Here is a 24,425-nt window from a genome sequence, read left to right on the forward strand (position 1 = left end):
CCGAGCTTTTGAAAGACACGAGGTGTTCATGACGCCTGAAACGCTGCGCAAGATTGTTCGCTACGGTTACTTCCCGTTCATGTTCTTCGGCCTGAACGGCGCTGCATACTACGTCGTAGTGAACGATCATTCGCCGCTTTGGATTGCGGCTGGCATTGGATTTCTTTTGCTGACCGCGATCGGAACCGCGTTCGCCGCGGAGCGCATCCTTCCCTGGTACGATGAGTGGAACGACTCGCACGGAGATGAGCACACCAACGTCGTGCACGCGATCGTCTACGAGCTGCAGAACCTCAACGGCGTTCTGACCATCCCGTTGATGGGCTGGCTGTTCTCGGGCGGCATGAGCGCCGGCATCTGGCCGCGCGACTGGCCGATCTGGGCGCAGCTGATCATGGCCGTCGTGCTTGCCGACTTCGCGCTGATGTTCCTGCACTACCTGAGCCATCGCTTCGCGTTCCTGTGGCGGCTGCATGCCGTGCATCACGGCGTGTCTCGCCTGTACGGCTTCAACGGGCTCGTGCGCCATCCGCTGCATCAGATCATCGACATGGTGCTCGGCACAGCGCCGCTCGCCCTCGCCGGCATGCCGGTTCAGGTCGCCATCCTGCTGGGCTTTGCCATCTCCGTGCAGTTGATCATCCAACACTCGAACGTCGCCTACGCATTGGGGCCGTTCCGCAATCACCTTTCGATCGGCCAGATCCACCACCTGCACCACGTCAACTGGGGCAAGGAAGGCGATTGCAACTTCGGTCTGTTCCTGACGATCTGGGATCGCCTGCTCGGGACGTTCAATCCGGAACCACCGCGGCCCATCACGGCGAGCGACATGGGCATCGACGAGGTGCCACAGTTCCCCAAGGGCTACGTGCAGCAGCTCGTATTCCCGATCCATTATCGGCCCGGCGAAGGCCCGCCTAAGAATCTGACGACGGCCGCCGCCAAAGCCCGCGCCATCCACGACGCCGCGGAATAGGCTCCTGGGATCGTCACCACTGAAAAGAAGAAGGCCGCCTCGAAGGGCGGCCTTTTTCATGTTCCGATTGAAACGGGTGCGACGCTTACGTGTTCATCGACTGGAAGAACTCGCCGTTGGTCTTGGTCGAGCGCAGCTTGTCGATAAGGAACTCGATGGCATCCATGGTGCCCATCGGGTTGAGGATGCGCCGGAGCACGTAGACCTTCTTGAGCTGATCCTTCGGAACCAGCAGGTCTTCCTTGCGCGTGCCGGAGCGAGCAACGTCGATGGCCGGGAACACGCGCTTGTCGGAGACCTTGCGGTCGAGGATGATTTCCGAGTTACCGGTGCCCTTGAACTCTTCGAAGATCACCTCGTCCATGCGGCTGCCGGTATCGATCAGCGCCGTCGCGATGATGGTCAGCGAGCCGCCTTCCTCGATGTTGCGCGCCGCGCCGAAGAACCGCTTCGGCCGCTGCAGCGCGTTGGAATCGACGCCACCCGTCAGCACCTTGCCCGAGGAAGGCACGACGGTGTTATAGGCGCGGCCAAGACGCGTGATGCTGTCGAGCAGAATGACGACGTCGCGCTTGTGCTCGACGAGGCGCTTGGCCTTCTCGATCACCATCTCGGAAACCTGCACGTGCCGCGAGGCCGGCTCGTCGAACGTCGACGAGATCACCTCGCCCTTGACCGAGCGCTGCATGTCGGTGACTTCCTCCGGCCGCTCGTCGATGAGCAGCACGATGAGATAGCACTCCGGGTGGTTGGCCGTGATCGAGTGAGCGATGTTCTGGAGCAGAACCGTCTTACCGGTGCGCGGCGGGGCGACGATCAGAGCGCGCTGGCCTTTGCCTAGCGGCGCCACGATGTCGATGACACGCGCCGAGAAGTCCTTGATGGTCGGGTCCTCGATCTCAAGCTTGAGCCACGACGTCGGATAGAGCGGCGTCAGGTTGTCGAAGTGGATCTTGTGCTTGACCTTCTCCGGGTCCTCGAAATTGATCCGATTGACCTTGAGCAGAGCGAAGTAGCGCTCACCCTCTTTGGGGCTGCGGATCTGCCCTTCGACGGTATCGCCCGTGCGCAGCGCGAAACGGCGGATCTGCGAGGGCGAGATATAGATATCGTCCGGACCGGGCAGATAGTTGGCATCCGGCGAGCGCAGGAAGCCGAAGCCGTCCTGCAGCACCTCGACGACACCGACGCCGGTAATTTCGATATCCTTGGCCGCCAGCTGCTTCAGCGTAGCGAACATCAGCTCCTGCTTACGCATCGTGCTGGCATTCTCGACGCCGTTTTCTTCGGCAAAGCTAAGCAGCTCGGTAGGGGACTTAAGCTTGAGGTCCTCGAGCTTCATTTCGGTCATGAACCGCTCCATGGCGGCCACGGCAAACAAGGCGGGAGAGGGGCACTGCCGGGCCTGGGGTGGGAAAATTTGGGGGTGTTTGGCTGGGCGCCGCTTGGCTCAAGCGGCGGTCCGCCGACTAGCCAAGTCCCTAGCCGGAGAGACTAGGGGGTGATCGATCTAGATCCTTATATAGCAAACGAATCGAGTGAGCGGAAGCGTCTCGAGTGAAATGCCAGAGAGCTCAGAAGGGTTTCACCACCACGAGAATAACGATTCCGATCATGAGCACGGTCGGCGTCTCGTTCCAGATCCGCCACTGCCGCGCACTGAGCGTATTACGGTCTTCGCCGAACCGGCGCACCGCCGCCGAGAAAAAACCATGAACCCCCGAAAGGGCAAGCACGAGTGCGAGCTTGGCGTGCAGCCAGCCAGCGGCAAAGTGCCCACCCTGCCAAGCGAGCCAAAGGCCGAGCACCCAGGTGACGACCATCGCCGGGTTGATGATGATCCGGAGCAGCCGCCGCTCCATGACCTTGAAGGTCTCGCTCGTCTCAGAGCCGGGCGTCGCCTCGCAGTGGTAGATAAAAAGTCGCGGCAGATAGAGCATACCGGCCATCCAGGAGATGACCGCAACAACGTGCACCGCCTTGAGCCAGGGATAGGCGGCCGGCCCGGCGGCCGTCGCGACGATAACGCAAAGCAAAACGGTGATAGCTAGCGCTGCCGCCGCCCGCATTCCGGGCGATGCCTCTGTCCGACCCTCAGCCATAAGACCCGCCCACTTCGGTGGAATCTCCCACCAAATCAAGGCGAAAGCCTACCGGGCGCACCACCATTGCCATCAAAGCTCAACCTCCGCCGCGCACCCGCGCGACCAGCCGCGCCACGTTCTCGGGCGGGGTTTGTGGCACGATTCCATGCCCCAGGTTGAATATGAATCTCTTGTTCCGCATGAGGTCGAGGATCTCGTCCACACGTTCATCGAGCCGCGCCCCACCCGCAACGAGCAGCAGCGGATCGAGGTTGCCCTGCACGACCACGTCCTCCTCGTCGAAGGCCTCGCTCATGACGAACGGCGGCGTTGCCGTGTCGCAGCCGACCCCGTCGACGCCCGTCTCCGTCACGTACCAGACTGCCGTCGCTCCAGCCCCGCGCGGAAAGCCGATCACGGGAATGTCGGGATGCAAGTCGCCGATGGCCTCCCGGATGGCCCGCGTCGGGGCCACCACCCAACGATCGAACTCGTCGTCCGGCAGTGAGCCTGCCCAAGTGTCGAAAATCTGCAAGCAGTCCGCCCCAGCTTTGACCTGCCGGTCCAGATAGTCGACTGACGCGGCAATGAGCACGTCGATGAGAGCCTGGAACCCCTCAGGATCGCGATAGGCCCACAGCCGTGCCTCGGCCTGGTCCGCCGAGCCCTGCCCCTGCACCATGTAGGTCGCCACCGTCCACGGCGCGCCGCAGAACCCGATCAACGCCGTCTCGCGCGGCAGATCCTGGCGCAGCCGAGCGACCGTCTCGGCGACGATGTCGAACTTTCCCACCGCCTTCGCGACGTCGAGCTGCGCGAGGCCGTCCACCGACCGGATCGGATCCAACCGCGGCCCCTCGCCTTCCACGAACCGCACACGCTGACCCAGCGCATCCGGCACCACGAGAATGTCCGAGAACAGAATAGCTGCATCGAAGCCGTAGCGCCGGATCGGCTGCAGCGTCACTTCGGCGGCGAGCTTCGGCGTGTAGCAGAGCGAGAGGAAATCGCCGGCCTCGGCCCGCGTTGCACGGTACTCCGGCAGATAGCGACCAGCCTGGCGCATGAGCCAGATCGGCGGCACGTCCAGCACATCTCCGCGGAATGGCGCCAAGAACCTGCGTTCGCAGGTCTCTCCACGTTCGCCCATCATCTTCCCTTCAATCAAAATATAAGAGTCACTTGAGTTGCTGTTATTGTTTTTAGGGGCGTGGGTTGTGGGTATGGCGGCACTGTCCCCTGGTTCTCCAACGCTTCTCACGGCCCGGACGAGCCGGCCCACAAAATCTTGGCGCACCGACCACTCGCGCGCCACTAGGCCCGGCCCTCGCCATGAGAGTCAACCACTTGCCAGCTTCTCTTAGCCTGAGGCTCTTGGGGATACCATGTTGATTGTCCGCAAGAGCCTGTCGAAGGCTCGTCCATCAACGGGGATGCTTGTCCGTTAAGAAAAATGGTTCACATCGGAGATAATCGGGGTATCTCGGTGGACAACCGGCACACCTTACCCACCGCATGCCGGCCCGGCCGTTCCGTCCCGGCTCAACAAGGCTCCTGATCCACAGATGGCCAACAGCCAGCCGAGCTATTTCCACCTCCATCTCGTGTCGGATTCGACCGGCGAGACGCTGACCACGATCGCCAAGGCTGCGGCCGTCCAGTACGCACAGATCCGGCCCATCGAGCATGTGCACCCGTTGGTGCGGAATGCGCGTCAGCTCAAACGCGTGCTGCAGGAAATCGAGCAGGCGCCCGGCATCGTGCTCTACACAATTGTCAATCTGGATCTGATCGCGGAGCTCGAGCTGCGCTGCAAGGAACTCAAGATTCCGTGCCTTGCGGTGCTGCAGCCGATCATGCAGGTATTCGAATCGTACCTCGGGGCGCCCCAGACACCGACGGTCGCCGGCCAGCACGTGCTCGATGCCGACTACTTCCGCCGCATCGACGCCTTGAATTTCACCATGGCGCACGACGACGGCCGTCTTCCGGACGACCTCAACGAGGCTGACATCATTCTGCTCGGCATCTCGCGCACGTCGAAAACACCGACCAGCATCTATCTGGCCCAGCGCGGCTACAAGACCGCCAACGTGCCTCTGGTGCCCTCGTTACCGTTTCAGGAGGAGATTGCGAGCAATCACAAGGCCTTCGTCGTTTGTCTTATCGCGAGCCCGGATCGAATCGCGGAGGTGCGCCGCAATCGCGCGCTGCTGCTCGCCGACCGCGACCTCGACGATTACGTCGATCGCAGCCGCATTGCCGCCGAGATCGCCTACACACGCAAGCTGTGCGCTAAGCATGGCTGGCCGATTATCGACGTCACGCGCCGCTCGGTCGAGGAAACGGCCGCAACCATCATCAGCCTCATGCACGACCGCGAGGCAGGCGAGCTTGCGCAGGGCGTCGAAGATATCGCCGCGCAAAGTCCTGATAAGTAACCCGCCATGAGCAGCGAACATCCATCGCTTGTGTTGGCGTCTGGCAGCGCGACACGCCGCGCTCTGCTGGAAGCGGCCGGACTCGCGATCGACGTATCGCCTGCCGACGTCGATGAAGCCGCGATTCGCGATTCCATGCGCGCGTCCGATGCGCATGTTTCACATGAATCCGTTGCTGATGCCCTCGCGGCCGAAAAGGCCAGAGCGGTAAGTGAGAAAAAGCCCACGGCACTTATCATAGGCGCCGATCAGGTTTTGTCGTTCGAGGGCCGCTTGTTCGAGAAACCGGCATCGATCGAAGAAGCCCGTGCACAGCTCATCGAGCTGCGCGGCAAGACGCATGCGCTGCATTCTGCGGTCGCCCTCGCCCGCGGCGGAAACATCGAGTGGCGCCATATCGAAACAGCGAAACTGAAGCTTCGCGCTTTCAGCGATGCGGCGCTCGATGCCTATCTTTTGCGCGCTGGAGAGGCCGTGACCACGTCGGTCGGTGCCTATCAGATCGAAGGCCCGGCGATTCAGCTCTTCGAGTCCATCGACGGAGACCACACGACGATTCTCGGACTGCCGGTGCTGCCGCTGCTCGCCGAGCTAAGACGTCGGGAGGTGATCATCGCATGAAGCGCGCCTGTGTCATTGGCTGGCCGATCGAGCATTCGCGCTCGCCCGCGATCCACGGCTATTGGCTGAAGTGGTATGGCATCGACGGCAGCTATACGAAGCGCGCCGTGCGGCCCGAGGAGATCGAAACGTTCCTGGGTTCGCTCGCAGCGGAAGGGCTGGCCGGCTGCAACGTCACCATTCCGCACAAGGAGGCGGCGTTCCGGCTGGCTACCGAGCGCGAAGACTCAGCAGCAGCCGTCGGCGCCGCCAACACGCTGTGGCTCGATGCCGAGGGGCGCCTTTGCGCCGCGAACACCGACACCTATGGCTACATGGCCTATCTGACGCTAAAAGCCGAGGATTGGCGCCACCGCACCGCACCGATTTCGATTCTGGGCGCTGGCGGCGCAGCCCGCGCCATTGTCTACGGATTTCTGGAAGCGGGCGTGAGCGAAGTCCGCGTGTTCAACCGCTCGACCGAGCGCGCCGAAGCGCTCGCCGCCGCGTTCGGTCCGCGCGTCAAGGTCTATTCGTGGGATGAGCGCTCCCGCGCCTCAACGGAGGCGGCGGTGCTCGTCAACACCACGTCTGTCGGCCTCAAAGGAGCCGGCTCCCTGGATATGGATTTCACTGATTTCCATCCCGACTGCATCGTCTCCGATATCGTCTATGTGCCGCTCGAAACCGGGCTCATCCGCAATGCGCGCCGCCATGGCCTGCGGACGGTCGACGGCCTCGGCATGCTGTTGCATCAGGCCGTGCCCGGATTCGAAAAGTGGTTCGGCGTTCGTCCGGAAGTCACGGTGGAGCTCTACAACCTGATCGCCGCCGATATTGAGGCCGCCTGATGCTAATCGTTGGCCTCACCGGATCGATCGGCATGGGCAAATCGACGGTAGCCGGCATGCTGCGCGCGCGCGCCATCCCAGTCTTTGACGCCGACGCCGAGGTGCATCGGCTCTACACCGCCGAGGCCGTGCCGCTGATCGAGGAGGCATTCCCGGGCACGACGGCAGAGGGGCGCGTCGATCGCGTCAAGCTCGCGGCCGCGCTCGCGGGCGATGCGGGCCGCTTTCGAACGCTGGAAAGGATCGTGCATCCGCTCGTTGCCGAATTCGAGCGACGTTTTCTGCACGAAGCGCACGGACGTGGCGATTGGCTCGCCGTGCTCGAGATCCCGCTTCTGCTGGAGGTCGGCCGTCATCTGCACGTGGACGTCGTGATTGTCGTCTCGGCACCGGCCCACCACCAACGGGCCCGCGTGCTCGAGCGGCCGGGCATGACGGAAGAGCGCCTGGATGCTTTGTTGGAGCGGCAGCTGCCAGATCAGGAAAAACGCGAGCGCGCCGACTTCGTTGTGGATACCGGCACGTCGCTGGCCGACACCGAGGCCCAGGTCGATGCTATCTTGAGCGAGCTGAAGTCGCGCCCTGCCCACGCCTACGCGCGTCATTGGCAATAAGACCCGCCCTGTTCAGAACCCCTGTCTCGCGTTGATCCAAGCATGAAGGCCGCCTGATGCTGCGCGAGATCGTGTTCGATACAGAAACCACCGGGCTTGATCCTCGCAGAGGCGACCGGCTGATCGAGATCGGCTGCATCGAGATCGTGAACCGCATTCCGACAGGCCGCGAGTTTCACCGCTATATTAATCCCGAGCGAGACGTGCCGGCCGAGGCAGAAGCCGTGCACGGACTCTCGACGCAGTTCCTGCTCGATAAGCCGCTTTTCGCGGACGTCGCACAGGAATTTCTCGATTTCATCGCCGGCGATACGCTCGTTGCCCACAATGCGGTCTTCGACATCGGCTTCTTGAACGCCGAACTCGAGCGCTGGGGCCACCCCACGACGATCTCGATGAGCCGCGTCGTCGACACGCTGCAGTTGGCGCGACGCAAGCATCCCGCCGGGCCGAACAGCCTCGACGCCCTCTGCAAACGCTATGGCATCGACAACTCGAAGCGCATCAAGCACGGCGCCTTGATGGACTCGCTGTTGCTCGCGGATGTGTACGTTGAGCTGCTCGGGGAGCGCCAGGCCAGCCTGGTGCTCGGCGGCGAGCGGGCAAGTGCCGCTCGCGACGCAACCGTCGGCGCGACGGCCCTAAGAGGGCCACGCCCGGTTCCGCTCGCCGCGAGACTGACGGACGAGATGATTGCCGCCCATCGCGCCTTCGTCGAGACGCTGGGGCCAAAGGCCATCTGGAAGCGTTATTTCGCGCCCGACGAAGCCACTTAAGCTCAGTTCGGCTTGCCGGACGCTGCCGCAGCCGCAAGCTCGTTCTTGCGGCGCAGGAAGAGCTGCCCGAAGTCAATCGGATCGAGCATCAGCGGCGGGAAGCCACCCTCGCGCGTGATGTCCGCGACCAGCCGGCGCAGGAACGGGAAGATCAGCGTCGGGCAGTTGATGAGCAAAAACGGCTCCAGCGCTTGGTCGGGAACGTTCTTGAGCTGGAACAGACCCGCATAGACGAGTTCAAGGTCGTAGATCGTGCCCTCGGCATTGGAAGCGACGGACTTGAAGTCGATGGCGCTCTCGAAAAGCTCGGGTTGCAACCGCTTGGCGGCTACGTTGATCTCGAGCTTGATGTTCGGCGCCTCGCCCGGCGTGCTCGAAAGCAGCTTGCCGATATTCGGGTTCTCGAACGACAGATCCTTGATGAACTGCCCCACCACCCGCGCCTCGACGGGCTTCTGCCCGGCCTGATCGGCGGCCTCGGAGCCTTTGGCGGCGGTCTTGGTGTCGTCGTCTGCCATCGTCGAACGCTTTCCGTGCTGCAATGCCGGAACTCGGTTAAGCTAAGCCGGCAAAGGGTGTTTAGGATCGCGTGCTGGCTAACACGCCCAGCCGGGGCCTGCAATTGGCCAAAGTCCCGAAATTACGGCCGCTCCGGATCCCAGACGGCAAGATTATTGGCTTCTCCCTCGTTGTGGCCTAAGTTGTGGATCACGCTCTGCGCGCCTCCGACGTGCGGCCGGTTTGCCGTCGGGAGATGGTACGCCTAGACGGATCTCTCACGCGATCTTACATCAGGGCAAACCCCGTTTACGCGAGCTTGCCAGGAAGCTGCCGAGAATGAATGGCGAAATCAATCTTCTGACGCTTCTATCTCTAGTTATTGCAATTGTCGCGATTGTGAAGCTCAGGAGCGTTCTGGGCCGCCGCACGAGCGAGGACGAGGCGCGCATCGAAAAGCGCCGGCGCGAAGCGCAGCTCCAGAAGACGGCCGCCGCGACACAATCGGACAAGGTCGTCACCCTCCCCCGGCGTGAGCGTGAGGCGGAGAGCACCGACACCGCGGTGTCCGTCGCCGAGGTGGAGGAACGCATCAAATCGTTCGCCGGCAAGGATACCGCGCTGGCGAACGGCCTGACCGACATCCTGAAGCTCGACCCGGCATTTGATCCCGAGCATTTCGTGCGCGGCGCACGCCAAGCTTACGAGATGATCGTGACGGCCTTCGCAGAGGGCAACCGCCGCCTGCTGCGCGATCTCCTGAGCGCGGACGTGCTCGACAGCTTCACCCGCGCCATCAGCGAGCGCGAGCAGCGCGGCCATGTCATCGACCAGAGCTTCGTCGGCATCAATAAAGCGGACATGATCGAGGCCGAGGTGAGCCCCAAGGGCATCGCCAGCATCACTTTGCGCTTCGTCAGCCAGTTGATCAGCGCCACGCGCGACAAGGCCGGCAACATCATCGACGGCGACGACACGCGCATCAAGGATGTTACCGACATCTGGACCTTCTCGCGCGACATCTCGAGCCGGGAGGCGCGCCGGAACCTCAACTGGAAACTGGTCGGAACGCAGGCGCCCAACTAACGCCCCTCCTGGACACTCAAGATCGCTTCGGATCCATGGATCCGAAGCGTCGGTCCCACAGAAATCCACCACGAACGACACGTCATGCCACTCGGAGCCCGAACGTCAGAGTTGGCCAGGCTTGAGGTTGAGTTCGCGCCCGTAACGTTCGCCGAGCTTCCGGGCTGGGAAGCCGACGATCACGTAGCGGCTTTTCGCGCTTTTCTGCGCTCCGCACGCATTCTCGTTCACGCGCCAGGCACAGCTTCGGGACAGACGAAGACGGCCGACGCATTGTTGATCGATGTGGCGAAGCGTGCGCTCTCCGCCGATGTCGCTGACGCCGCAGCCGCCCGCGCGTTTTTCGAAGCCCATTTCGTACCCCATCGCGTCGTGCACAACGGCGCGGAAGGGCTGCTGACCGGCTATTACGAGCCGGTGCTGGCCGGCTCCCGCCAGCCAAAGAGCCCGTTCTGCAATCCCGTCTACCGTCGTCCGGCCGACCTCGTGAACCTCGTGCGCGAGGAGGAGCGCGGTGCGCTCGCCGGCGGTCTGACGCACGCACGCAAGACCGCAACCGGTGTCGAGCCCTATGCCACGCGCGCTGAGATCGAGAACGGCGCGCTGGCGGGCCAGGGCCTGGAGCTGATCTGGCTCGCAGATGCGGTCGATACCTTCTTCCTGCACGTGCAGGGTTCGGGCCGCGTCCGCTTTCCGGACGGCAGCACCATCCGCATCACCTACGATGGCAAGAACGGCCACCCATACACGTCGATCGGCCGCGTGCTGATCGACGCTGGACATTTCACGCCGGACGAGATGACGCTGGACGTCCTCAAAACTTGGCTGTCTGCCGATCCGGCGCGCGGGCGCGCGATTATGCAGGAGAACCGCTCGTTCGTATTCTTCCGCGAGCTCGAGAACGAAGACGACGGCCCGCTGGGCGCGTTCGAGATTCCGCTCTCGGAGGGGCGCAGCCTCGCCGTCGACACGGCCTTTCACGCCCTTGGAACGCCGATTTACGTTAGTGCGCCCCAGTTGAAGCCGTGGGGCGGTCAGAAGCCGTTCGCGCGCCTGATGATCGCGCAAGACGTAGGGTCCGCTATTCGCGGCCCGGAGCGCGGCGATCTTTATTTCGGCTCGGGCGACGAGGCGGGTCGCCGCGCCGGCGCGACCAAGCACGCGGGCCGCTTCTTCGCTCTTCTGCCGCGCACGGGGATTACGTCGTGAGCAAACCGCCCCATCCACCGGGGCGTAAGCGCCACTTGAGCCAGGAGGATGAGGCGCTGTGGGAACACACGGCCTCGACGCTAAAGCCGCTCAAGACGAAAAAAACACGCCACCATCCAGGGCTCGCCGAGATCGACGCAGCCCCGCCCTTCAAGCCCAAGTCAAAGTCCGCGGCAAAAGCCGAGCCTAAACCGGCAGAGCGCGCCGCCGCCGCGCCGCCTCGAGAGCCGACACGCCAGAATACCGCCCCCGATCTTGCCGACTTCGACCGCAAGGCCGCGCGCAAGCTGCGCCAGGGACAGATCGAGATCGAGGCCCGCATCGACCTTCACGGCATGCGCCAGCACGAGGCGCACGCCGCTCTACGGCGCTTCCTGCTCTCCTGCTTTGGACGCGGTTTGCGCTGGGTTCTCGTCATCACCGGCAAGGGCGGCCCGCGATCTCGCGATGAGCATGATTTTGGCCGCTCGGAGCGCGGTGTGCTGCGCAAGAACGTGCCGATGTGGCTGGCTGAACCGGAGCTGCGCGCCATCGTCGTGAGCTTCACGACCGCCGCCATTTCGCATGGCGGAGAAGGCGCGCTCTACATTCAGCTTAGGAATCCGGTCCGTACGAGATCCTGAGCAAAAAGCCCGCTGCTTTCTGTGGGATCACGACGGACAGGCCGCCGCAACCGCATCGAGCGCACGGCCGAGGCCAATCAGCGAATAGGTGTCCGTGGTCAACGTGCCCCGCGTGGAGGTCCCCTTGACGATGAGGGACGAGCCTTTTTTCATCGCATCGACGAGCTTCAGCTCTTCGGTGGCATCAGCCACATAAGCGCGATCCTGATCGGGAAAGAGCTGGAACTCGGCGTCTCCGACCGCAACTGACACGGTACTGTCGGGCTTGATCGGATAACCGAGCTTGACCGAGACCTCGGACTTCACGCCCTCTTTCGGCCACGCAGAGACGTAGAGCACGATCTTGGAGCGGTTGGCGCCTGCCGGCTCCTTGGCCTTCGGCTGCGAGGCCGCAAAACAGGTCTTCGGTCCCTCACCGGCGTTCTCGTGAACAAGCCAGTCGCCAAACGCTCCGGTCTGCACCGACCCAGGTTCCTGGGCGGCAAGGGGCGCAACCCCGACGACCAGCGCCGCGACGACGAGCGGGATGGTGGAAAACAACGGTCTCATGCGGTGTTCGTCAGCCCCCTGTTCTGGCGAATCCGGCTTCTTATAGAGGGTTAAGAGCCCAGCTGTCACCCGCCGGGCTGTCCCTTACGGTGTTGATCGGCGCGAACAGCACCGGTGTTGGCTTGGGGCCCCCCTTCGGAAACCGGCCGCTCCGCAAACGGAGCGAGGCTTTTAACGCGATCATACATGACGATTGCGCCGGCCATAGCCACATTGACGCAAAAGCTGGTCGGGATCTTGACCGTGTAGTCGCAACGGCTGAGCAGCTCCTCCGAGAGCGAGCCGCGCTCGGGTCCGAGCACATAGGCCGCTTGCAGAGGATGGCGGAAGCTTGGCAGCGAAATAGCCGCGTCGATGAGCTCGATGCCGACAAGCTTGCAACCCTTTGGCAGCACCATTTCACCTGGCGTTTCCCAGTTGTAGTGCGGAAGGTGCCAGTGCCCCTTGGATGTGTCCGCCCGCGCTTCCAGCGCCTGGTACTGCGCGCCGATGGTGAAAGTGAAGCTGGCCCCGAACGCATGCGCGGACCGCATCAAATTGCCGAGATTGAGGGCCTTCGAGGAGCGCTCGGCGCCGATGGCGAAATAGCCGCGCGCTTTGGGAGGCCAGGCTTGCGGTGGTGTGGTCATGAAGGGGCTCGCGTAACGGCCGGGCTCCCGGTAGAGAGGCGGCAGGATTTTGCCCTCGGAGGTCACACATGAAGGCGGCCCTTTGCAAGAGCCTCGACGGCCCGCAAGGTGTGGTTGTCGAGGAAATTGCAGACCCGGTGCCCGGCGAAGGCCAAGCCGTGGTGCGCGTCCGCGCCGCGGCGCTGAACTTCTTCGACACACTGATCACGCGCGGCAAATACCAGACCAAGCCGGAGCTGCCGTTCTCGCCATCGGGCGAGATCGCGGGCGTGGTCGAGAGCCTCGGCCCCGGCGTTACGGAAGTTAAGGTCGGCGATCGCGTTGCAGCATCTGTGGGGTACGGCGGCGCACGCGAGAAGATTGCGCTTCCCGCCGCGAGCTTGATCCCCATCCCGCCGGCGGTGTCCGACGTCGTCGCGTCGGCGATCAGCGTCACCTTTGGCACCGCGATCCACGGGCTCAAGGACCGCGGCCGCGTGAAGCCCGGCGACTGGGTCGCTGTCCTCGGCGCTTCGGGCGGTGCCGGCCAGGCCGCCGTCGAGGTCGCGAAGCTGCTTGGCGCGCGGGTCATCGCCGCCGCCTCGGGCGACAAGGCCAACGTTTGCCGCGCGCTGGGCGCCGATGAGGTCATCGATTACGACTCGGGTGATCTGAAGCAGACTTTGAGGGATCTGACCGGCGGCCGCGGCGTCGATGTCGTCTACGATTGCGTCGGCGGCAAATATGCCGAGCCGGCCGTGCGGGCACTCGCCTGGGAAGGCCGCTTCCTCGTTGTTGGATTTGCCGCTGGCGAGATTCCGAAGCTGCCGCTGAACCTGCTGCTGTTGAAGGGCGCGGACGCCATCGGTGTGTTCTGGGGCGAAGCCGTGCGCCGCAATCCGGCGGGCCACCGCGCCAACATGATCGAGGTGCTGGGCTGGATCGCCGACGGCAAGCTCGCCCCGCGCATCCATGGCACGTTCCCGCTGTCGGAGGTGCGCGAGGCCATCGGCGTGCTCGACCGTCGCGAAGCCACCGGCAAAGTCGTCCTCACCTTGTAGGATCACACCTCGTCGAGGACGATGAGATGATCTGGAAGCTCGTTACTGTTGCACGAGCCCGGCGGGAAATGCGTCGCGAGATGCCCGCCCACTTCGCGAATGGCCACGACGAAACCGTCCGTGTGCCGCTCAGCGGCGAATGCCGCCGTAAGCCGGTCGACGATCTCCTGCCACGTCCCCTTCGGCACGCGCGCTTCGATGGCCGCGTCGGCAACGATCTCCGCATGCCGCTCGGCGACCGAGATGAAGATCAGAACGCCGGTTCGCCCTGATGTCGTGTGCAGGTTCTGCACCAGGAATTGCTCCTTGGCGCGCCGGTGTGCTCGCGCTCGCTTGACGCTGCGCGGAACCAGCCAATAGCGGACCGGCCGCGGTAGCGTCGCCGCGAGCACCAGGGCGAATACGCCGAGCTGTGCGAGATAAATCCAGGCCGACGGCCACCACGTCCAGATGAGGAGCGGCCACGGCACCAGAAGCGCAATCACGGAGGCCCAGAGAAACGGTGCGTAGAGATACGTGCTGCTCTCGGCCGCGACCACCGCCACGATCTCACCTGATGTCGCCTTCTCGGCCTCGGTGATGGCTTCCGCGATGCGGTTCTCGTCGCTCTTAGAAAACATCAGTCGCACCATCACGCACCTTCACCAGCTTCCCGATCCGCCACCGCCGCCGAAACCACCACCGCCACCGGACCAGCCTCCCCCGCCGCCCGACCATCCGCCGCCACCCCAGGAGCCTTGGCCGCCGCCGGGGAAGATGACGAAGCCGTCGTCGCGGTCGGCACGTCCGCGCCGCAACCCGCGGCCCTCACGGCCCGCCGTCTGCGGCGCCTGTGCGGCATAGCGATATTGCGCGTAAACGATGTAGAGGACGACTGCGATCCAGAAGGCGATCAGGAAGATGCCGAGCCAGTCGGGACCGTCGTTGCGGTCGAGACCGCGTGCGCGTTCCTTCACGGCTTCCCTGTCGCCGAGCAGAGTATCCTTGATGTCGCGCACGCCGGCCCGGATGCCGGCGCCGAAATTGCCGCGGCGAAACTCCGGCAGGATGGCGTTCTCGATGATGATCGTGCTCATCAGGTCGGTGACGATAGGCTCGAGCCCGCGCCCAACCTCGACCCTGACCTTGCGCTCGTTGGGCGCCACGATCAGCAGCACGCCGTTGTCCTTGCCGGCCTGCCCGATGCCCCAATGCCGCCCGAGCTGGTAGCCGTAGTCGGCGATATCGTAGCCATCGAGGGACGGCAGCGTCACGATGACGAGCTGGTCCGTCGACTTCGCTTCGAGCGCTGCGAGGTCCGCCTCGATGGCGGCGCGATCCTCAGCGGACAATAGCCCCGCGTTGTCGACGATGCGCCCCGTGAGCGGCGGGAACGTCGGCGCGGCCATCGTCTGCGTGCAAAGAGAAACGATCGCGGCGAGCGCCAAGGCCGCCGCGATCAATCGTTTCGAAGCCCGTGCCGCTCGTGCGCTCACTTGCTCGTGCCGAAATCGACCTTTGGTACCGCTTGCTCTTCAGCAGGAATGTCGAACGTCGCCATCTCCTGCGCGGACGGATAGAGCACCATCTTCCAAAGCCGTCCGGGGAATGTCGCGATCTCGGTGTTGTATTGGCGCACGGCCTGAATGTAGTCGCGCCGCGCGATGGAGATGCGGTTCTCGGTGCCCTCGATCTGGCTCTGCAACGCCAGGAAGTTCTGCCCGGACTTGATATCGGGATAGCGCTCGACAACCGCGAGAAGCTGCCGAAGCGCGCCGCCGAGCGTGTTCTGCGCATCCTGGAACTGCTTCATCGCCTCAGGATTGGTCAGGATATCGGCCGGCACCTGCACGCTGACGGCCTTGGCGCGCGCCTCCGTGACATCGGTGAGCACCTTGCGCTCCTGCTCCGCGAATCCCTTCACGCTCTCGACGAGGTTCGGGATGAGATCAGTGCGCCGTTTGTACTGGTTCTGCACCTCCGCCCAGGCGGCCTTGGCGCTCTGCTCATAGGTCGGAATGTTGTTGACGCCACAGCCGCCGAGCGACAGCGCCGCGAAGGCGACGGCGAGCAAGGCGAACGGACGGAAACCGAGGGAAGCGAAAGCGCGGGTCATGGCTGAGCCTCGTCAGATGGAAGTGCCGGGGCCAACGATGTAGCAGACAGAGCCGGCGCGGGAAATCGAGTGCCCGGTGGGTTGCCTTGAGACTTTCATGCCAAACTCATTCGAACGCGCGCCGTTTCAATGACTTGTGCTTAACCAATCGAGCAGGATGCGAACAGACGGCTGCGCGGGGTGAGTAAGCTCCGGGCTCCTGCCTGGAGCGCTTCTTCCATGTCCTCGCGTCGTCCTGTGGCTCTCGCCGCAATCATTTTCCTCGCCTTTGACGCCTCTCCCGCCGCCGCCTGCCGCGGCGGCGAATGCTACGACAGGGTCCGCCTGCCGGACGTCTACCGCACGGTCGATCGGCCCGTCGTGTTGCGGCCGGGCTACCGCGAGGTGGTCGAGACAGAGCCCGTCGTCGTTATGCGGGCCGAGCGTGTCCTGGTGGCGCCGCGCCGCGTCGAATACGTGAGGACACCGCCCGTGACGCGCACCATGCTGCAGGAGGTCGTCGTGCGTCGCGGTGGATGGCGCTGGGAAACGACGTATGGCCCCTATGGCGAGCGCCGCTGCAAGGTTCCGGTGCCGGCGGAGGTCAAGCTCGTGCCGCGCGAGGTGGTGGTTGCGCCGGGCCGCCGCGTTCGCGTTGTGTCGCCGCCGGTCTACGCGATGCGCGAACGTGCAGTTGCCGTGCGCCCGGCGGCGCGTATCATCTACGATCATCCGCCAGTGGTCGGGCGCGAGCGGGCGCGCGTGCTTGTGCGTCGCGGAGGCTCCGCGTGGGTGCGCGCGGCGAATTGGTGAGCGAACGGACCGAGGCACCGCGTCTCCTCGCAGACAGGCGGCCCGATCTGCTACCATTGCGGAAGATCCGCACGGAGAGCTGCTAAAAATCGCGTTCATTCGCGAGGCTGCCACAATCCCGACGCACATCGGGTAAGCTGGCGGCGGTGAAGCGCGCAACGCGTCCGGACATGAAGTTTGAGGGGAGGCCGCGCATCGTCATGCGCAATACGGTTGCTGTCATGAACACGAAGGGCGGTGTCGGCAAATCGACCCTTGTGCTCGCCGTGGCTGAAACTCTGTCGACGTACCACGGCAAGAACGTGTTGGTGGTCGATAGCGATTCGCAGGCCTCCGTCTCCAGCATGCTGATGACGATCCCGAATCTGCATCGCCTGCAGCAAAACGGACTGACGATGGTCGACTTCCTCGTCGCGCGTGTGCTGCAGGACGCCCCGGCCGACTGGCTGCGCTTCGTTGTGCGCAATGTATCCGACGTCGACGACGCGCAGAGCGTCTTCCTGATCCCGAGCGACATGCAGCTCACGCTGTTCGAGCGCGAGGTGTCGAAGGTATCGCAGCATGCACGCCTGCGCGCCGTGATCGGCGAGCTCCTGCGTGAGGCGCGCAACGTGTTCGACATCATTCTGATCGACTGCCCGCCGGGCCTGTCGGTGCTGACCGAGAGCTGGCTGCGCGAAGCAGACTTCCACATCTCGCCGACCAAGGCCGACTACATCTCGGTCTGCGGTCTCGAGGTCTTCCGCCGTTTCAAGGCGCTGAACCCGGAGATGGGCTTCGCGGAGAACCTCGGCGTGCTCGTCAACATGAAGGACCTCGGCTCGCCGACCGAGGAGGACTATCACGCTTGGCTCTTGAGCAATCCGGAAAACCGCTGCTTCGACCAAGTGATCCCGCGCGCCATCGCGCTGCAGGAGGCAGCCCGCTTCCACACGCCGGACCGATCCTATTTTGCCAAGTATCCGGGTGAGACAGGCAAGGCCGTGCGCCACCTGTGCGAGGAGATCCTGACGCGCATGGGTCTTGCTTCCGCCGCGACGTCCATTCCGGCGGCGCCGCCTCCGCTCCCTCAGGCACCGGAGACGCCCGACGACACGACGGCCCGGGTGTCGACCGAGCAGCCTGCGACCTGAGAAAATCAGGTCGAAAAGCCAGAAAATCTGGGAAGAATGGAGCGGGCGATGAGATTCGAACTCACGACCCTCACGTTGGCAACGTGATGCTCTACCCCTGAGCTACGCCCGCGTCCGAGAATGGGGTAATGGCGCCGCGTGGGCGGCGCGCCCGGTCTTATTGCGCAACCGCCGCCCCTTTGCAAGGCCCTTCCCGACGAGACGATACGTCGCCCGTTTTTCGGGCATGACCTGGGGATGGTTGCATCGGTTGCCGGCGCGAGCCATGCCGAAATACCGAACAAGGCTCGCATATTGCGCATGAGCCTACCATATTGCCAGCTTGGCGGGCGGCTGCGAACATCCGGGCCGATTTCGAGGACGCAAGGAGTGACGGAATGGACCTGGGAGGATTGAAACCCGGCGGGGCTTCGCCGGGGGCGCAGGACGTGATCACGGATGGAACCTCGGCGAGCTTCGCCAAGGACGTCATCGATGCGTCTCGGAGCGCGCTCGTCCTCGTCGACTTCTGGGCCGCCTGGTGCGGCCCGTGCAAGCAGCTGACGCCGATCCTCGAGAAGGTGGTCAAGAGCTACAACGGCAAGGTGCGTCTGGTGAAGATCAACACCGACGAGCATCCCGCCATCGCCGGCCAGCTTCGCATCCAGTCCCTGCCGACGGTCTATGCCTTCCGCGACGGTCGTCCGCTGGACGGTTTCATGGGCGCGCTGCCGGAGAGTCAGGTGCGCAGCTTCATCGATCGCCTGCTGGGCGAAGGCGGCGAGGATGATCTCGCAGGCGTGCTTGAGGCGGCTGAAGCCGCCCTCGATCAGGGCGACCTGCAGACCGCAGCGGAAGCCTTCGCCGCCGTGCTGCAGGAGGACCAGCAGAACGTGCAGGCTTTGGCCGGCCTTGCCCGTTGCTATCTGGCAAGCGGTGACACGACACGCGCCGAGCAGACGCTCGCCCTCGTGCCGCCCGACAAGCAGGGAAGCGCGCCGGTACAAAGCGCGCGCGCTGCCCTCGATCTTGCGAAGATCGCAGGCCAGGACGACAACAGCGCCGAGCTCGAGCAGCGGCTCGCGGCCAATCCGGCGGACCTCAAGGCGCGGTTCGATCTCGCCGTCGCCCTGGCTGCGCGCGGCAAGAAGGAAGAGGCCCTCGAGCATCTGCTCGATCTCGTCCGGCGCGACCGCAACTGGAACGACCAGGCCGCGCGCAAGCAGCTTGTGCTGCTCTTTGATGCCTGGGGACCCAAGGACCCGAGCACTCTCGAAGGCCGTCGTCGCCTATCCTCAATCCTGTTCAGCTGAGGAGCCTTACGTGGCCTTTGCCGACCAATACAGGCATCCGTCTGACCTTCCGCCGCGCCTTCCGCTGTTTCCGTTGCGGGGAGCCATCCTGCTTCCGGGCTCGACGCTGCCGCTCAACATCTTCGAGCCGCGCTACCTCGAGATGATCGAGGACGTGATGAGCGGATCGCGGATGCTGGGTCTCGTGCAGCCGGTGGGATCCGACGACGAGGAAAGTCCGCCCGGCAACACCGTGCCGCTGCGCCGCATCGGCGGTGCCGGTCGCGTGACGAGCTACCAGGAACTCGACGACGGCCGCATCGCCATCGCGCTGACCGGCATCTCGCGCTTCGAGATCGTGGGTGAAGCCGAGAGCGGCCGCCCCTACCGTACGGCGACCGTGAGCTACGACCGCTTCGCCGCCGATCTGACGCGCGGCCTCGGTGAGGAGCTGGTCGATCGCCCGCGCCTGATCGAGGCGCTTCGCACCTATCTCGAGGAGCACAATCTGAAGACCGATTGGTCGGTGATCGATCGCGCACCGAGCGAGTTTCTGGTCAACGCTTTGTGCGTCATGTGCCCGTACGGTCCCGAGGAGAAGCAGGCGCTGCTCGAGGCCAACGACCTCAAGTCGCGCGCCGAGGTTCTGGTGGCGCTCGCCGAGATGGAAAGCGCCACGCGCGGCGGCTCCGGCGGCACGTTGCAGTAACGAGGATGCGATGCCCGACAACACGCGCTCCGACCAATCGCCCGAGGAGCCAGACCCGAAGCTTCTGGAGCTTCTGGTGTGCCCGGTGACCAAGGGACCTTTGACTTACGACCGTGCAGCCCGCGAGTTGATCAGTGAAAAGGCCAACCTGGCTTTTCCGATAAAGAACGGCGTGCCGTTGATGACCGTTGAGGCCGCGCGCTCGCTCGATGCCCCCGCACCTCCGGGGGGATCTCCTTCCACATCGTCGTAAAATTGTCTCCGAATAATGTTTCATAGGCGGCAGGCTTCCTGCGAGCCGCGTTCCTGCCCACGCGGGGATGTGATGCTCCTGAAGCCGTCAGTTAACTGCGCCGCGAGCCTCGGCGCCCATCGCAGGTGGAACGTCCATGACCATCGCTCGGCAAGGCAGGATGCGCGGCATCACGAAGCGCATCGCTGGGCGGTGGCAGGAGCGCCCGCGCCTCAATGCGCCGCGCGGCCTCCTCGCTTTGCGCACGCTGAACGATGCCAAGCCGGCACCGATGTTGCCGTTCGTGCGCAAGCCGCCGGCCAAGGTCTATGGCCGCATCGGCGACCTCGAAGTGCGCTTGGCGCAGGGACGCAAGGACATCCTGAGCGCCCAGCGGCTTCGCTACGAGGTGTTCTACGAGGAAATGAGCGCCACGCCGAGCATGATCGCCGGCATGCGCCGCCTCGATCAGGATCCTTACGACGCCATCTGCGATCACCTGCTGGTCGAGGATCATAGCGTCGGCGCGCGGACAGTAGCTGGCGCCTGGGCCCGCTCCCGCCGCCCCCACGTCGTCGGCACCTACCGCGTGCTGCGCCAGGAGGTCGCCCAGCGATCGCTCGGCTTCTACACCGCGGGCGAGTACGACATCGGCCCGCTGATTGCGGCCAAGTCCCCGCGCTACCGCTTCATGGAGCTGGGCCGCTCGTGCGTGCTTCAGCCCTACCGCACCAAGCGTTCGGTGGAGCTGCTCTGGCACGGCCTCTGGACGTATGTGCGCGAGCACAAAGTCGACGTCATGATCGGCTGCGCGAGCTTCGAGGGGACCGACCCCAAGGCCCACGCTATGGCGCTGAGCTTCCTGCACCACCATGCTCTCGCGCCGGACGAGTGGCGCTGCCGCGCCCATGACCGGCTCTATGTCCCGATGGACCGGGTCCCCCGCGATAAGGTGGACACGAAAGCAGCGTTGAAAGCACTGCCTCCGCTGATCAAGGGCTATCTGCGGCTCGGCGCCTTTGTCGGCGACGGCGCCGTGATCGATCGCCAGTTCGGAACCATCGATGTGTTGATCGTGCTGCCGGTCGAGAACATCGACCCGCGCTACTTCGGCTACTTCGGCGCCCCCGACGAGCTGAGAAGCCGCGTCGCCGTCGAGGTTTAGCTTCGACGGCAATCAACTGCCCGTGTGGAGAACCCGGGGGGCCTCGGGCGTTCTGAGCCCCGTGACACACGGTCCCCGCCTTTTTCCCCGATGCGCTGCCCGGAGGGTTTCCAATTCCACCTCCGACCGGCTATCCGTGGGCCGGGAACGGAGGCAGCGGGCGCATGGCGGGGGCACGACGAAATCGCAGGGACGACGCGGCGGAGGTCCATCCGACCCCCGCGGCCGCAGCCGACAGCGATGCCCCCGCCGTTCAGGCTTCCGCGCCGCCGGCCGCCGGCATCGGCGAGGCGACGCCCTCGATGGCCCAGTTCCTCGAGATCAAGACGGCCAACCCGGACAGCCTGCTCTGGTACCGGATGGGCGACTTCTACGAGCTGTTCTTCGACGACGCGGTCGTTGCCTCCCAGGCGCTAGGGATTGTGCTGACCAAGCGCGGCAAGCATCTCGGCCAGGACATCCCCATGTGCGGCGTGCCCGTAGTGCGCGCCGACGAGTACCTGCAGCGCCTGATCAAGCTCGGCTACCGCGTCGCCGTTTGCGAGCAGCTCGAGGATCCCGCCGAGGCCAGAAAGCGCGGCTCCAAGGCCGTCGTCCGGCGCGACGTCGTTCGCCTCGTCACACCCGGTACGCTGACCGAGGAGACGCTGCTCGACGCCAAGAGCCGCAACTACCTGACCGCGCTCTTCCGCGCCCCATCCGAGGCAGAGGGGCCGCTGATCGGCTCCGATGCGAGCGTGGCGCTGGCGTCCCTCGATATCTCGACCGGCGAGTTCGAGGTCGGCGAGACGCGCGGGCGCGATCTTCCGGGCGAGCTCGTGCGCCTCGCGCCAAGCGAGGTCATCGTGTCGGATGCTCTGATCGGCGAAGCGGACCTCAAGGCCTGGATCGAGCGCGCTGGCGGCGCGGCCACGCCGGTGCCGCAGGCGTCGTTCGACAGTCTGGCCGGCGAGCGCGATCTGAAGGCGCGCCTCGGCGTCGTCGACCTTGGCGCGTTCGGCACCTTTTCGCGGGCTGAGCTTGCCACCATCGGCGCGCTCTTGCGCTACGTGGACCTCACTCAGATCGGCAAGAAGCCCGTCGTGCGCCCGCCGCACCGCTCGGGCGCCGGCGCAACGCTCGTCATCGATGCCGCGAGCCGCGCCAGCCTCGAGCTTGTCCGTTCGACGTCCGGCGAGAAGGCGGGCAGCCTGCTCGACGCCATCGACCACACCGTGACTGGAGCCGGCGCCCGCGAGCTGGCCGCGCGGCTTGCGACGCCGCTGACCGACCCGCACGCGATCGAGGCTCGGCTCGACGCCGTCGCCCTGCTCGTCGATGACGAGCCGCTGCGCGACGCGGTGCGCGCAACGCTCAAGGGCGCGCCGGATCTCGCCCGCGCCGTCTCACGCCTCGCGTTCGGCCGCGGCGGCCCGCGCGATCTGAAAGGCATCGCTCAGGGCCTCGCCGCATCCGCCGAGGTCGCGCGCCACTTGAGCGCCAAGGCCGGCGTGATCAATTTCCCCGATGAGCTGGCACGCCTGCTCAAGCGCATTGACGGCCAGGGCGCCGAGCTGCGCGCATTGCTCGATGCGGCCCTCGTCGACGAGCCGCCGCACCTGCGCCGCGATGGCGGCTTCGTGCGCCGCGGCTTCCGGCCGGCCCTCGATGACGCGATCGCGCTGCGCGACAACTGCCGCCGCGTCATGGCCGAGCTGGAAGGCCGCTATGTCGAAGAAACCGGCATCAAAACGCTCAAGATCCGCCACAACAACATTCTCGGCTACTTCATCGAAGTGACGCAGGCAAACGCCAAGCCGCTTTCCGAGCCGCCACTGTCCGACATCTTCCGGCACCGCCAGACCATGGCAAACGCCATGCGCTTCACCACGGTCGAACTGTCGGAGATCGAGGGCCGCATTGCCTCCGCCGCCGAGCGGGCATTGTCGATCGAGCAGGAGATCTTCAACGAGCTGGCTGCGGCGGTAGCCCGCGAGGAGCGGGTGCTGTCCGACGTCGGCGCCGCGCTCGCAGAGCTGGATCACACGACGGCGTTGGCTCACCTGGCTCACAATGAGCGCTATGTCCGCCCGGTCGTCGATGATAGCCAAGCCTTCGAGATCCGCGGCGGCCGCCATCCGGTGGTGGAGCAGGCTCTGCGTCGCGCCAAAGGCCCGCAGTTCGTCGCCAACGATTGCGTCCTGGGCCGCGCCGACGCAGAGAGCACGCCGGCTCAGGACGACATGCCGGACGCACGCATCTGGCTCGTCACCGGCCCTAATATGGCGGGTAAGTCGACCTTTCTGCGCCAGAACGCGCTGATCGCCATCCTGGCCCAGATTGGGTCCTTCGTGCCGGCGGTCGAGGCGCACATCGGCGTCGTCGACCGCCTGTTCAGCCGCGTCGGCGCCGCCGACGATCTCGCGCGTGGCCGTTCGACGTTCATGGTCGAGATGGTCGAGACCGCCGCCATCCTGAACCAGGCGACGTCGCGCTCGCTCGTCATCCTCGACGAGATCGGCCGCGGCACGGCAACGTTCGACGGCCTCTCCATCGCCTGGGCTGCCGTCGAGTACCTGCACGAAACAAGCGCAGGGCGCGTGTTGTTCGCCACCCACTACCATGAGCTGACGGCCCTGTCCGGTCGCCTCGCCTCGGTCGCCAACGTGACCATGGACGTCAAGGAGTGGCGCGACGACATCGTCTTCCTGCACCGGATCAAGGCCGGCGCGGCCGACCGCTCCTACGGTATCCAGGTCGCGAAGCTCGCAGGCCTGCCGGCGCCCGTTATCGGCCGCGCCCGCGAGGTCCTGGCACTCTTGGAGAAGGCGGACCGCCGCCGTGGCCAGTCCAACGGGCCGCTGGAGGAGCTGCCCCTGTTCGCCTCCGCCCGGACGGAGAATCCGCCCGCCGCAAGCGGCCCGTCCGAGGTCGAGGCGGCGCTCGATTCCATTAACCCCGACGAGCTTTCGCCCAAGGCGGCCCTCGACGCGCTCTACCGCTTGAAGCAGCTTCGGGCGGATGCGACGGGCAAATGATAGTCACACGACGCGAGCCAATGCCTTAGGAT

The 24,425-nt window shown here is 64.8% G+C and carries 26 protein-coding genes and 1 tRNA gene; 17 read left to right on the forward strand and 10 right to left on the reverse strand.

The window, feature by feature from the left end; genetic code table 11:
* The first annotated feature begins 28 nt into the window (after positions 1 to 28).
* The gene (locus tag CS1GBM3_RS13820) at positions 29 to 979 is read left to right on the forward strand and encodes a sterol desaturase family protein (protein ID WP_072397507.1); all 951 of its coding nucleotides are present in this window, start codon (positions 29 to 31) and stop codon (positions 977 to 979) included.
* 85 nt (positions 980 to 1,064) lie between these two features.
* Here the strand turns inward: CS1GBM3_RS13820 and rho are convergent, their stop codons facing one another.
* From rho to hemE, 3 genes are all read right to left on the reverse strand, one after another.
* Complete coding sequence (gene rho / locus CS1GBM3_RS13825) at positions 1,065 to 2,330, reverse strand: transcription termination factor Rho (RefSeq protein ID WP_072396005.1); 1,266 nt, start codon at positions 2,328 to 2,330, stop codon at positions 1,065 to 1,067.
* A 223-nt stretch (positions 2,331 to 2,553) separates the two neighbouring features.
* Entirely contained in the window at positions 2,554 to 3,048 is a 495-nt protein-coding gene (hemJ, locus tag CS1GBM3_RS13830; protein WP_083567566.1) for a protoporphyrinogen oxidase HemJ, read from the reverse strand.
* 112 nt (positions 3,049 to 3,160) lie between these two features.
* Positions 3,161 to 4,213, reverse strand: a complete 1,053-nt coding sequence (hemE, locus tag CS1GBM3_RS13835) for a uroporphyrinogen decarboxylase (RefSeq protein WP_139247921.1) — start codon at positions 4,211 to 4,213, stop codon at positions 3,161 to 3,163.
* Positions 4,214 to 4,628: 415 nt separating this feature from the next.
* Here hemE and CS1GBM3_RS13840 point away from each other — a divergent pair, with 415 nt between their 5' ends.
* The 5 genes from CS1GBM3_RS13840 to dnaQ are packed head-to-tail and all read left to right on the forward strand — an operon-like array spanning position 4,629 to position 8,345.
* Positions 4,629 to 5,504, forward strand: coding sequence for a pyruvate, water dikinase regulatory protein (locus CS1GBM3_RS13840; RefSeq protein WP_072396007.1), 876 nt, complete (start codon positions 4,629 to 4,631; stop codon positions 5,502 to 5,504).
* Positions 5,505 to 5,510: 6 nt separating this feature from the next.
* The gene (locus tag CS1GBM3_RS13845) at positions 5,511 to 6,125 is read left to right on the forward strand and encodes a Maf family protein (RefSeq protein WP_072396008.1); all 615 of its coding nucleotides are present in this window, start codon (positions 5,511 to 5,513) and stop codon (positions 6,123 to 6,125) included.
* Positions 6,122 to 6,955 carry a shikimate dehydrogenase gene (locus tag CS1GBM3_RS13850; RefSeq protein WP_072396009.1) on the forward strand — a complete coding sequence of 278 codons (834 nt, stop codon included), beginning with the start codon at positions 6,122 to 6,124 and terminating at the stop codon, positions 6,953 to 6,955. The genes CS1GBM3_RS13845 and CS1GBM3_RS13850 overlap by 4 nt, the downstream gene beginning before the upstream one ends.
* The gene (gene coaE, locus CS1GBM3_RS13855; protein ID WP_072396010.1) at positions 6,955 to 7,569 is read left to right on the forward strand and encodes a dephospho-CoA kinase; all 615 of its coding nucleotides are present in this window, start codon (positions 6,955 to 6,957) and stop codon (positions 7,567 to 7,569) included. The genes CS1GBM3_RS13850 and coaE overlap by 1 nt, the downstream gene beginning before the upstream one ends.
* Positions 7,570 to 7,628: 59 nt before the next feature.
* Entirely contained in the window at positions 7,629 to 8,345 is a 717-nt protein-coding gene (gene dnaQ / locus CS1GBM3_RS13860) for a DNA polymerase III subunit epsilon (RefSeq protein ID WP_072397512.1), read from the forward strand.
* A gap of 2 nt (positions 8,346 to 8,347) precedes the next feature.
* Here dnaQ and secB read toward each other — a convergent pair whose 3' ends face one another.
* Positions 8,348 to 8,863 carry a protein-export chaperone SecB gene (gene secB / locus CS1GBM3_RS13865; protein ID WP_072396012.1) on the reverse strand — a complete coding sequence of 172 codons (516 nt, stop codon included), beginning with the start codon at positions 8,861 to 8,863 and terminating at the stop codon, positions 8,348 to 8,350.
* 319 nt (positions 8,864 to 9,182) lie between these two features.
* Here secB and CS1GBM3_RS13870 point away from each other — a divergent pair, with 319 nt between their 5' ends.
* The 3 genes from CS1GBM3_RS13870 (at position 9,183) to CS1GBM3_RS13880 (ending at position 11,761) form a co-directional block, all read left to right on the forward strand.
* A complete protein-coding gene (locus CS1GBM3_RS13870) occupies positions 9,183 to 9,929 on the forward strand; it encodes a Tim44/TimA family putative adaptor protein (RefSeq protein WP_083567573.1) in 747 nt (248 codons plus the stop codon).
* A 111-nt stretch (positions 9,930 to 10,040) separates the two neighbouring features.
* Positions 10,041 to 11,138, forward strand: a complete 1,098-nt coding sequence (locus tag CS1GBM3_RS13875) for a murein transglycosylase A (RefSeq protein ID WP_244534656.1) — start codon at positions 10,041 to 10,043, stop codon at positions 11,136 to 11,138.
* Positions 11,135 to 11,761, forward strand: a complete 627-nt coding sequence (locus tag CS1GBM3_RS13880; protein ID WP_072396016.1) for a Smr/MutS family protein — start codon at positions 11,135 to 11,137, stop codon at positions 11,759 to 11,761. The genes CS1GBM3_RS13875 and CS1GBM3_RS13880 overlap by 4 nt, the downstream gene beginning before the upstream one ends.
* 27 nt (positions 11,762 to 11,788) lie before the next feature.
* Here the strand turns inward: CS1GBM3_RS13880 and CS1GBM3_RS13885 are convergent, their stop codons facing one another.
* Positions 11,789 to 12,310, reverse strand: coding sequence for an invasion associated locus B family protein (locus CS1GBM3_RS13885; RefSeq protein WP_072396018.1), 522 nt, complete (start codon positions 12,308 to 12,310; stop codon positions 11,789 to 11,791).
* A 65-nt stretch (positions 12,311 to 12,375) separates the two neighbouring features.
* The gene (locus CS1GBM3_RS13890; protein WP_072397515.1) at positions 12,376 to 12,939 is read right to left on the reverse strand and encodes an RNA methyltransferase; all 564 of its coding nucleotides are present in this window, start codon (positions 12,937 to 12,939) and stop codon (positions 12,376 to 12,378) included.
* A gap of 68 nt (positions 12,940 to 13,007) precedes the next feature.
* On the opposite strand from CS1GBM3_RS13890, the gene CS1GBM3_RS13895 reads away from it, so the two are divergent.
* Entirely contained in the window at positions 13,008 to 13,979 is a 972-nt protein-coding gene (locus tag CS1GBM3_RS13895; RefSeq protein WP_072396020.1) for an NADPH:quinone oxidoreductase family protein, read from the forward strand.
* A 2-nt stretch (positions 13,980 to 13,981) separates the two neighbouring features.
* On the opposite strand, the gene CS1GBM3_RS13900 is transcribed toward CS1GBM3_RS13895, so the two are convergent.
* Genes CS1GBM3_RS13900 through CS1GBM3_RS13910 form a run of 3 tightly spaced genes read right to left on the reverse strand, consistent with a single transcriptional unit; the run spans position 13,982 to position 16,074 of the window.
* Positions 13,982 to 14,599: a TPM domain-containing protein gene (locus CS1GBM3_RS13900; RefSeq protein ID WP_072397516.1), complete on the reverse strand. Its 618-nt coding sequence runs from the start codon at positions 14,597 to 14,599 to the stop codon at positions 13,982 to 13,984.
* Positions 14,600 to 14,620: 21 nt separating this feature from the next.
* Entirely contained in the window at positions 14,621 to 15,454 is an 834-nt protein-coding gene (locus CS1GBM3_RS13905; RefSeq protein WP_072396022.1) for a TPM domain-containing protein, read from the reverse strand.
* Positions 15,451 to 16,074 carry a LemA family protein gene (locus CS1GBM3_RS13910; protein WP_072396024.1) on the reverse strand — a complete coding sequence of 208 codons (624 nt, stop codon included), beginning with the start codon at positions 16,072 to 16,074 and terminating at the stop codon, positions 15,451 to 15,453. Before CS1GBM3_RS13910 ends, CS1GBM3_RS13905 begins: the two co-directional genes overlap by 4 nt.
* 219 nt (positions 16,075 to 16,293) lie before the next feature.
* On the opposite strand from CS1GBM3_RS13910, the gene CS1GBM3_RS13915 reads away from it, so the two are divergent.
* A complete protein-coding gene (locus tag CS1GBM3_RS13915) occupies positions 16,294 to 16,866 on the forward strand; it encodes a hypothetical protein (protein ID WP_072396026.1) in 573 nt (190 codons plus the stop codon).
* A 170-nt stretch (positions 16,867 to 17,036) separates the two neighbouring features.
* A complete protein-coding gene (locus tag CS1GBM3_RS13920) occupies positions 17,037 to 17,999 on the forward strand; it encodes a ParA family protein (protein WP_072396027.1) in 963 nt (320 codons plus the stop codon).
* A gap of 37 nt (positions 18,000 to 18,036) precedes the next feature.
* Here CS1GBM3_RS13920 and CS1GBM3_RS13925 read toward each other — a convergent pair.
* Positions 18,037 to 18,111, reverse strand: a tRNA-Gly gene (locus CS1GBM3_RS13925).
* A 265-nt stretch (positions 18,112 to 18,376) separates the two neighbouring features.
* Here CS1GBM3_RS13925 and trxA point away from each other — a divergent pair.
* The 5 genes from trxA (at position 18,377) to mutS (ending at position 24,393) form a co-directional block, all read left to right on the forward strand.
* The gene (gene trxA, locus CS1GBM3_RS13930; protein WP_072396028.1) at positions 18,377 to 19,291 is read left to right on the forward strand and encodes a thioredoxin; all 915 of its coding nucleotides are present in this window, start codon (positions 18,377 to 18,379) and stop codon (positions 19,289 to 19,291) included.
* Positions 19,292 to 19,301: 10 nt separating this feature from the next.
* On the forward strand, positions 19,302 to 19,979 hold the full coding sequence (locus CS1GBM3_RS13935; RefSeq protein ID WP_072396029.1) for an LON peptidase substrate-binding domain-containing protein: 678 nt from the start codon (positions 19,302 to 19,304) through the stop codon (positions 19,977 to 19,979).
* A gap of 10 nt (positions 19,980 to 19,989) precedes the next feature.
* Positions 19,990 to 20,232, forward strand: a complete 243-nt coding sequence (locus CS1GBM3_RS13940) for a Trm112 family protein (protein WP_072396030.1) — start codon at positions 19,990 to 19,992, stop codon at positions 20,230 to 20,232.
* A 136-nt stretch (positions 20,233 to 20,368) separates the two neighbouring features.
* Positions 20,369 to 21,376 carry a l-ornithine N(alpha)-acyltransferase gene (locus CS1GBM3_RS13945; RefSeq protein WP_244534657.1) on the forward strand — a complete coding sequence of 336 codons (1,008 nt, stop codon included), beginning with the start codon at positions 20,369 to 20,371 and terminating at the stop codon, positions 21,374 to 21,376.
* Positions 21,377 to 21,540: 164 nt separating this feature from the next.
* Positions 21,541 to 24,393, forward strand: coding sequence for a DNA mismatch repair protein MutS (gene mutS, locus CS1GBM3_RS13950; RefSeq protein WP_072396032.1), 2,853 nt, complete (start codon positions 21,541 to 21,543; stop codon positions 24,391 to 24,393).
* Positions 24,394 to 24,425: the final 32 nt, after the last annotated feature.

The organism is Hyphomicrobium sp. CS1GBMeth3, assembly GCF_900117455.1.
GTDB lineage: Bacteria > Pseudomonadota > Alphaproteobacteria > Rhizobiales > Hyphomicrobiaceae > Hyphomicrobium_C.

Coding starts and splice junctions, on each gene's coding strand:
- CS1GBM3_RS13840 (WP_072396007.1), top strand. CDS start 4,629: ATGGCCAACAGCCAGCCGAGCTATTTCCACCTCCATCTCGTGTCGGAT.
- CS1GBM3_RS13920 (WP_072396027.1), top strand. CDS start 17,037: ATGAAGTTTGAGGGGAGGCCGCGCATCGTCATGCGCAATACGGTTGCT.
- CS1GBM3_RS13845 (WP_072396008.1), top strand. CDS start 5,511: ATGAGCAGCGAACATCCATCGCTTGTGTTGGCGTCTGGCAGCGCGACA.
- CS1GBM3_RS13945 (WP_244534657.1), top strand. CDS start 20,369: ATGACCATCGCTCGGCAAGGCAGGATGCGCGGCATCACGAAGCGCATC.
- coaE (WP_072396010.1), top strand. CDS start 6,955: ATGCTAATCGTTGGCCTCACCGGATCGATCGGCATGGGCAAATCGACG.
- CS1GBM3_RS13900 (WP_072397516.1), bottom strand. CDS start 14,599: ATGTTTTCTAAGAGCGACGAGAACCGCATCGCGGAAGCCATCACCGAG.
- hemJ (WP_083567566.1), bottom strand. CDS start 3,048: ATGCGGGCGGCGGCAGCGCTAGCTATCACCGTTTTGCTTTGCGTTATC.
- CS1GBM3_RS13940 (WP_072396030.1), top strand. CDS start 19,990: ATGCCCGACAACACGCGCTCCGACCAATCGCCCGAGGAGCCAGACCCG.
- CS1GBM3_RS13850 (WP_072396009.1), top strand. CDS start 6,122: ATGAAGCGCGCCTGTGTCATTGGCTGGCCGATCGAGCATTCGCGCTCG.
- rho (WP_072396005.1), bottom strand. CDS start 2,330: ATGACCGAAATGAAGCTCGAGGACCTCAAGCTTAAGTCCCCTACCGAG.
- trxA (WP_072396028.1), top strand. CDS start 18,377: ATGGACCTGGGAGGATTGAAACCCGGCGGGGCTTCGCCGGGGGCGCAG.
- secB (WP_072396012.1), bottom strand. CDS start 8,863: ATGGCAGACGACGACACCAAGACCGCCGCCAAAGGCTCCGAGGCCGCC.
- CS1GBM3_RS13870 (WP_083567573.1), top strand. CDS start 9,183: ATGAATGGCGAAATCAATCTTCTGACGCTTCTATCTCTAGTTATTGCA.
- CS1GBM3_RS13820 (WP_072397507.1), top strand. CDS start 29: ATGACGCCTGAAACGCTGCGCAAGATTGTTCGCTACGGTTACTTCCCG.
- CS1GBM3_RS13895 (WP_072396020.1), top strand. CDS start 13,008: ATGAAGGCGGCCCTTTGCAAGAGCCTCGACGGCCCGCAAGGTGTGGTT.
- CS1GBM3_RS13890 (WP_072397515.1), bottom strand. CDS start 12,939: ATGACCACACCACCGCAAGCCTGGCCTCCCAAAGCGCGCGGCTATTTC.
- CS1GBM3_RS13910 (WP_072396024.1), bottom strand. CDS start 16,074: ATGACCCGCGCTTTCGCTTCCCTCGGTTTCCGTCCGTTCGCCTTGCTC.
- CS1GBM3_RS13885 (WP_072396018.1), bottom strand. CDS start 12,310: ATGAGACCGTTGTTTTCCACCATCCCGCTCGTCGTCGCGGCGCTGGTC.
- hemE (WP_139247921.1), bottom strand. CDS start 4,213: ATGGGCGAACGTGGAGAGACCTGCGAACGCAGGTTCTTGGCGCCATTC.
- mutS (WP_072396032.1), top strand. CDS start 21,541: ATGGCGGGGGCACGACGAAATCGCAGGGACGACGCGGCGGAGGTCCAT.
- CS1GBM3_RS13915 (WP_072396026.1), top strand. CDS start 16,294: ATGTCCTCGCGTCGTCCTGTGGCTCTCGCCGCAATCATTTTCCTCGCC.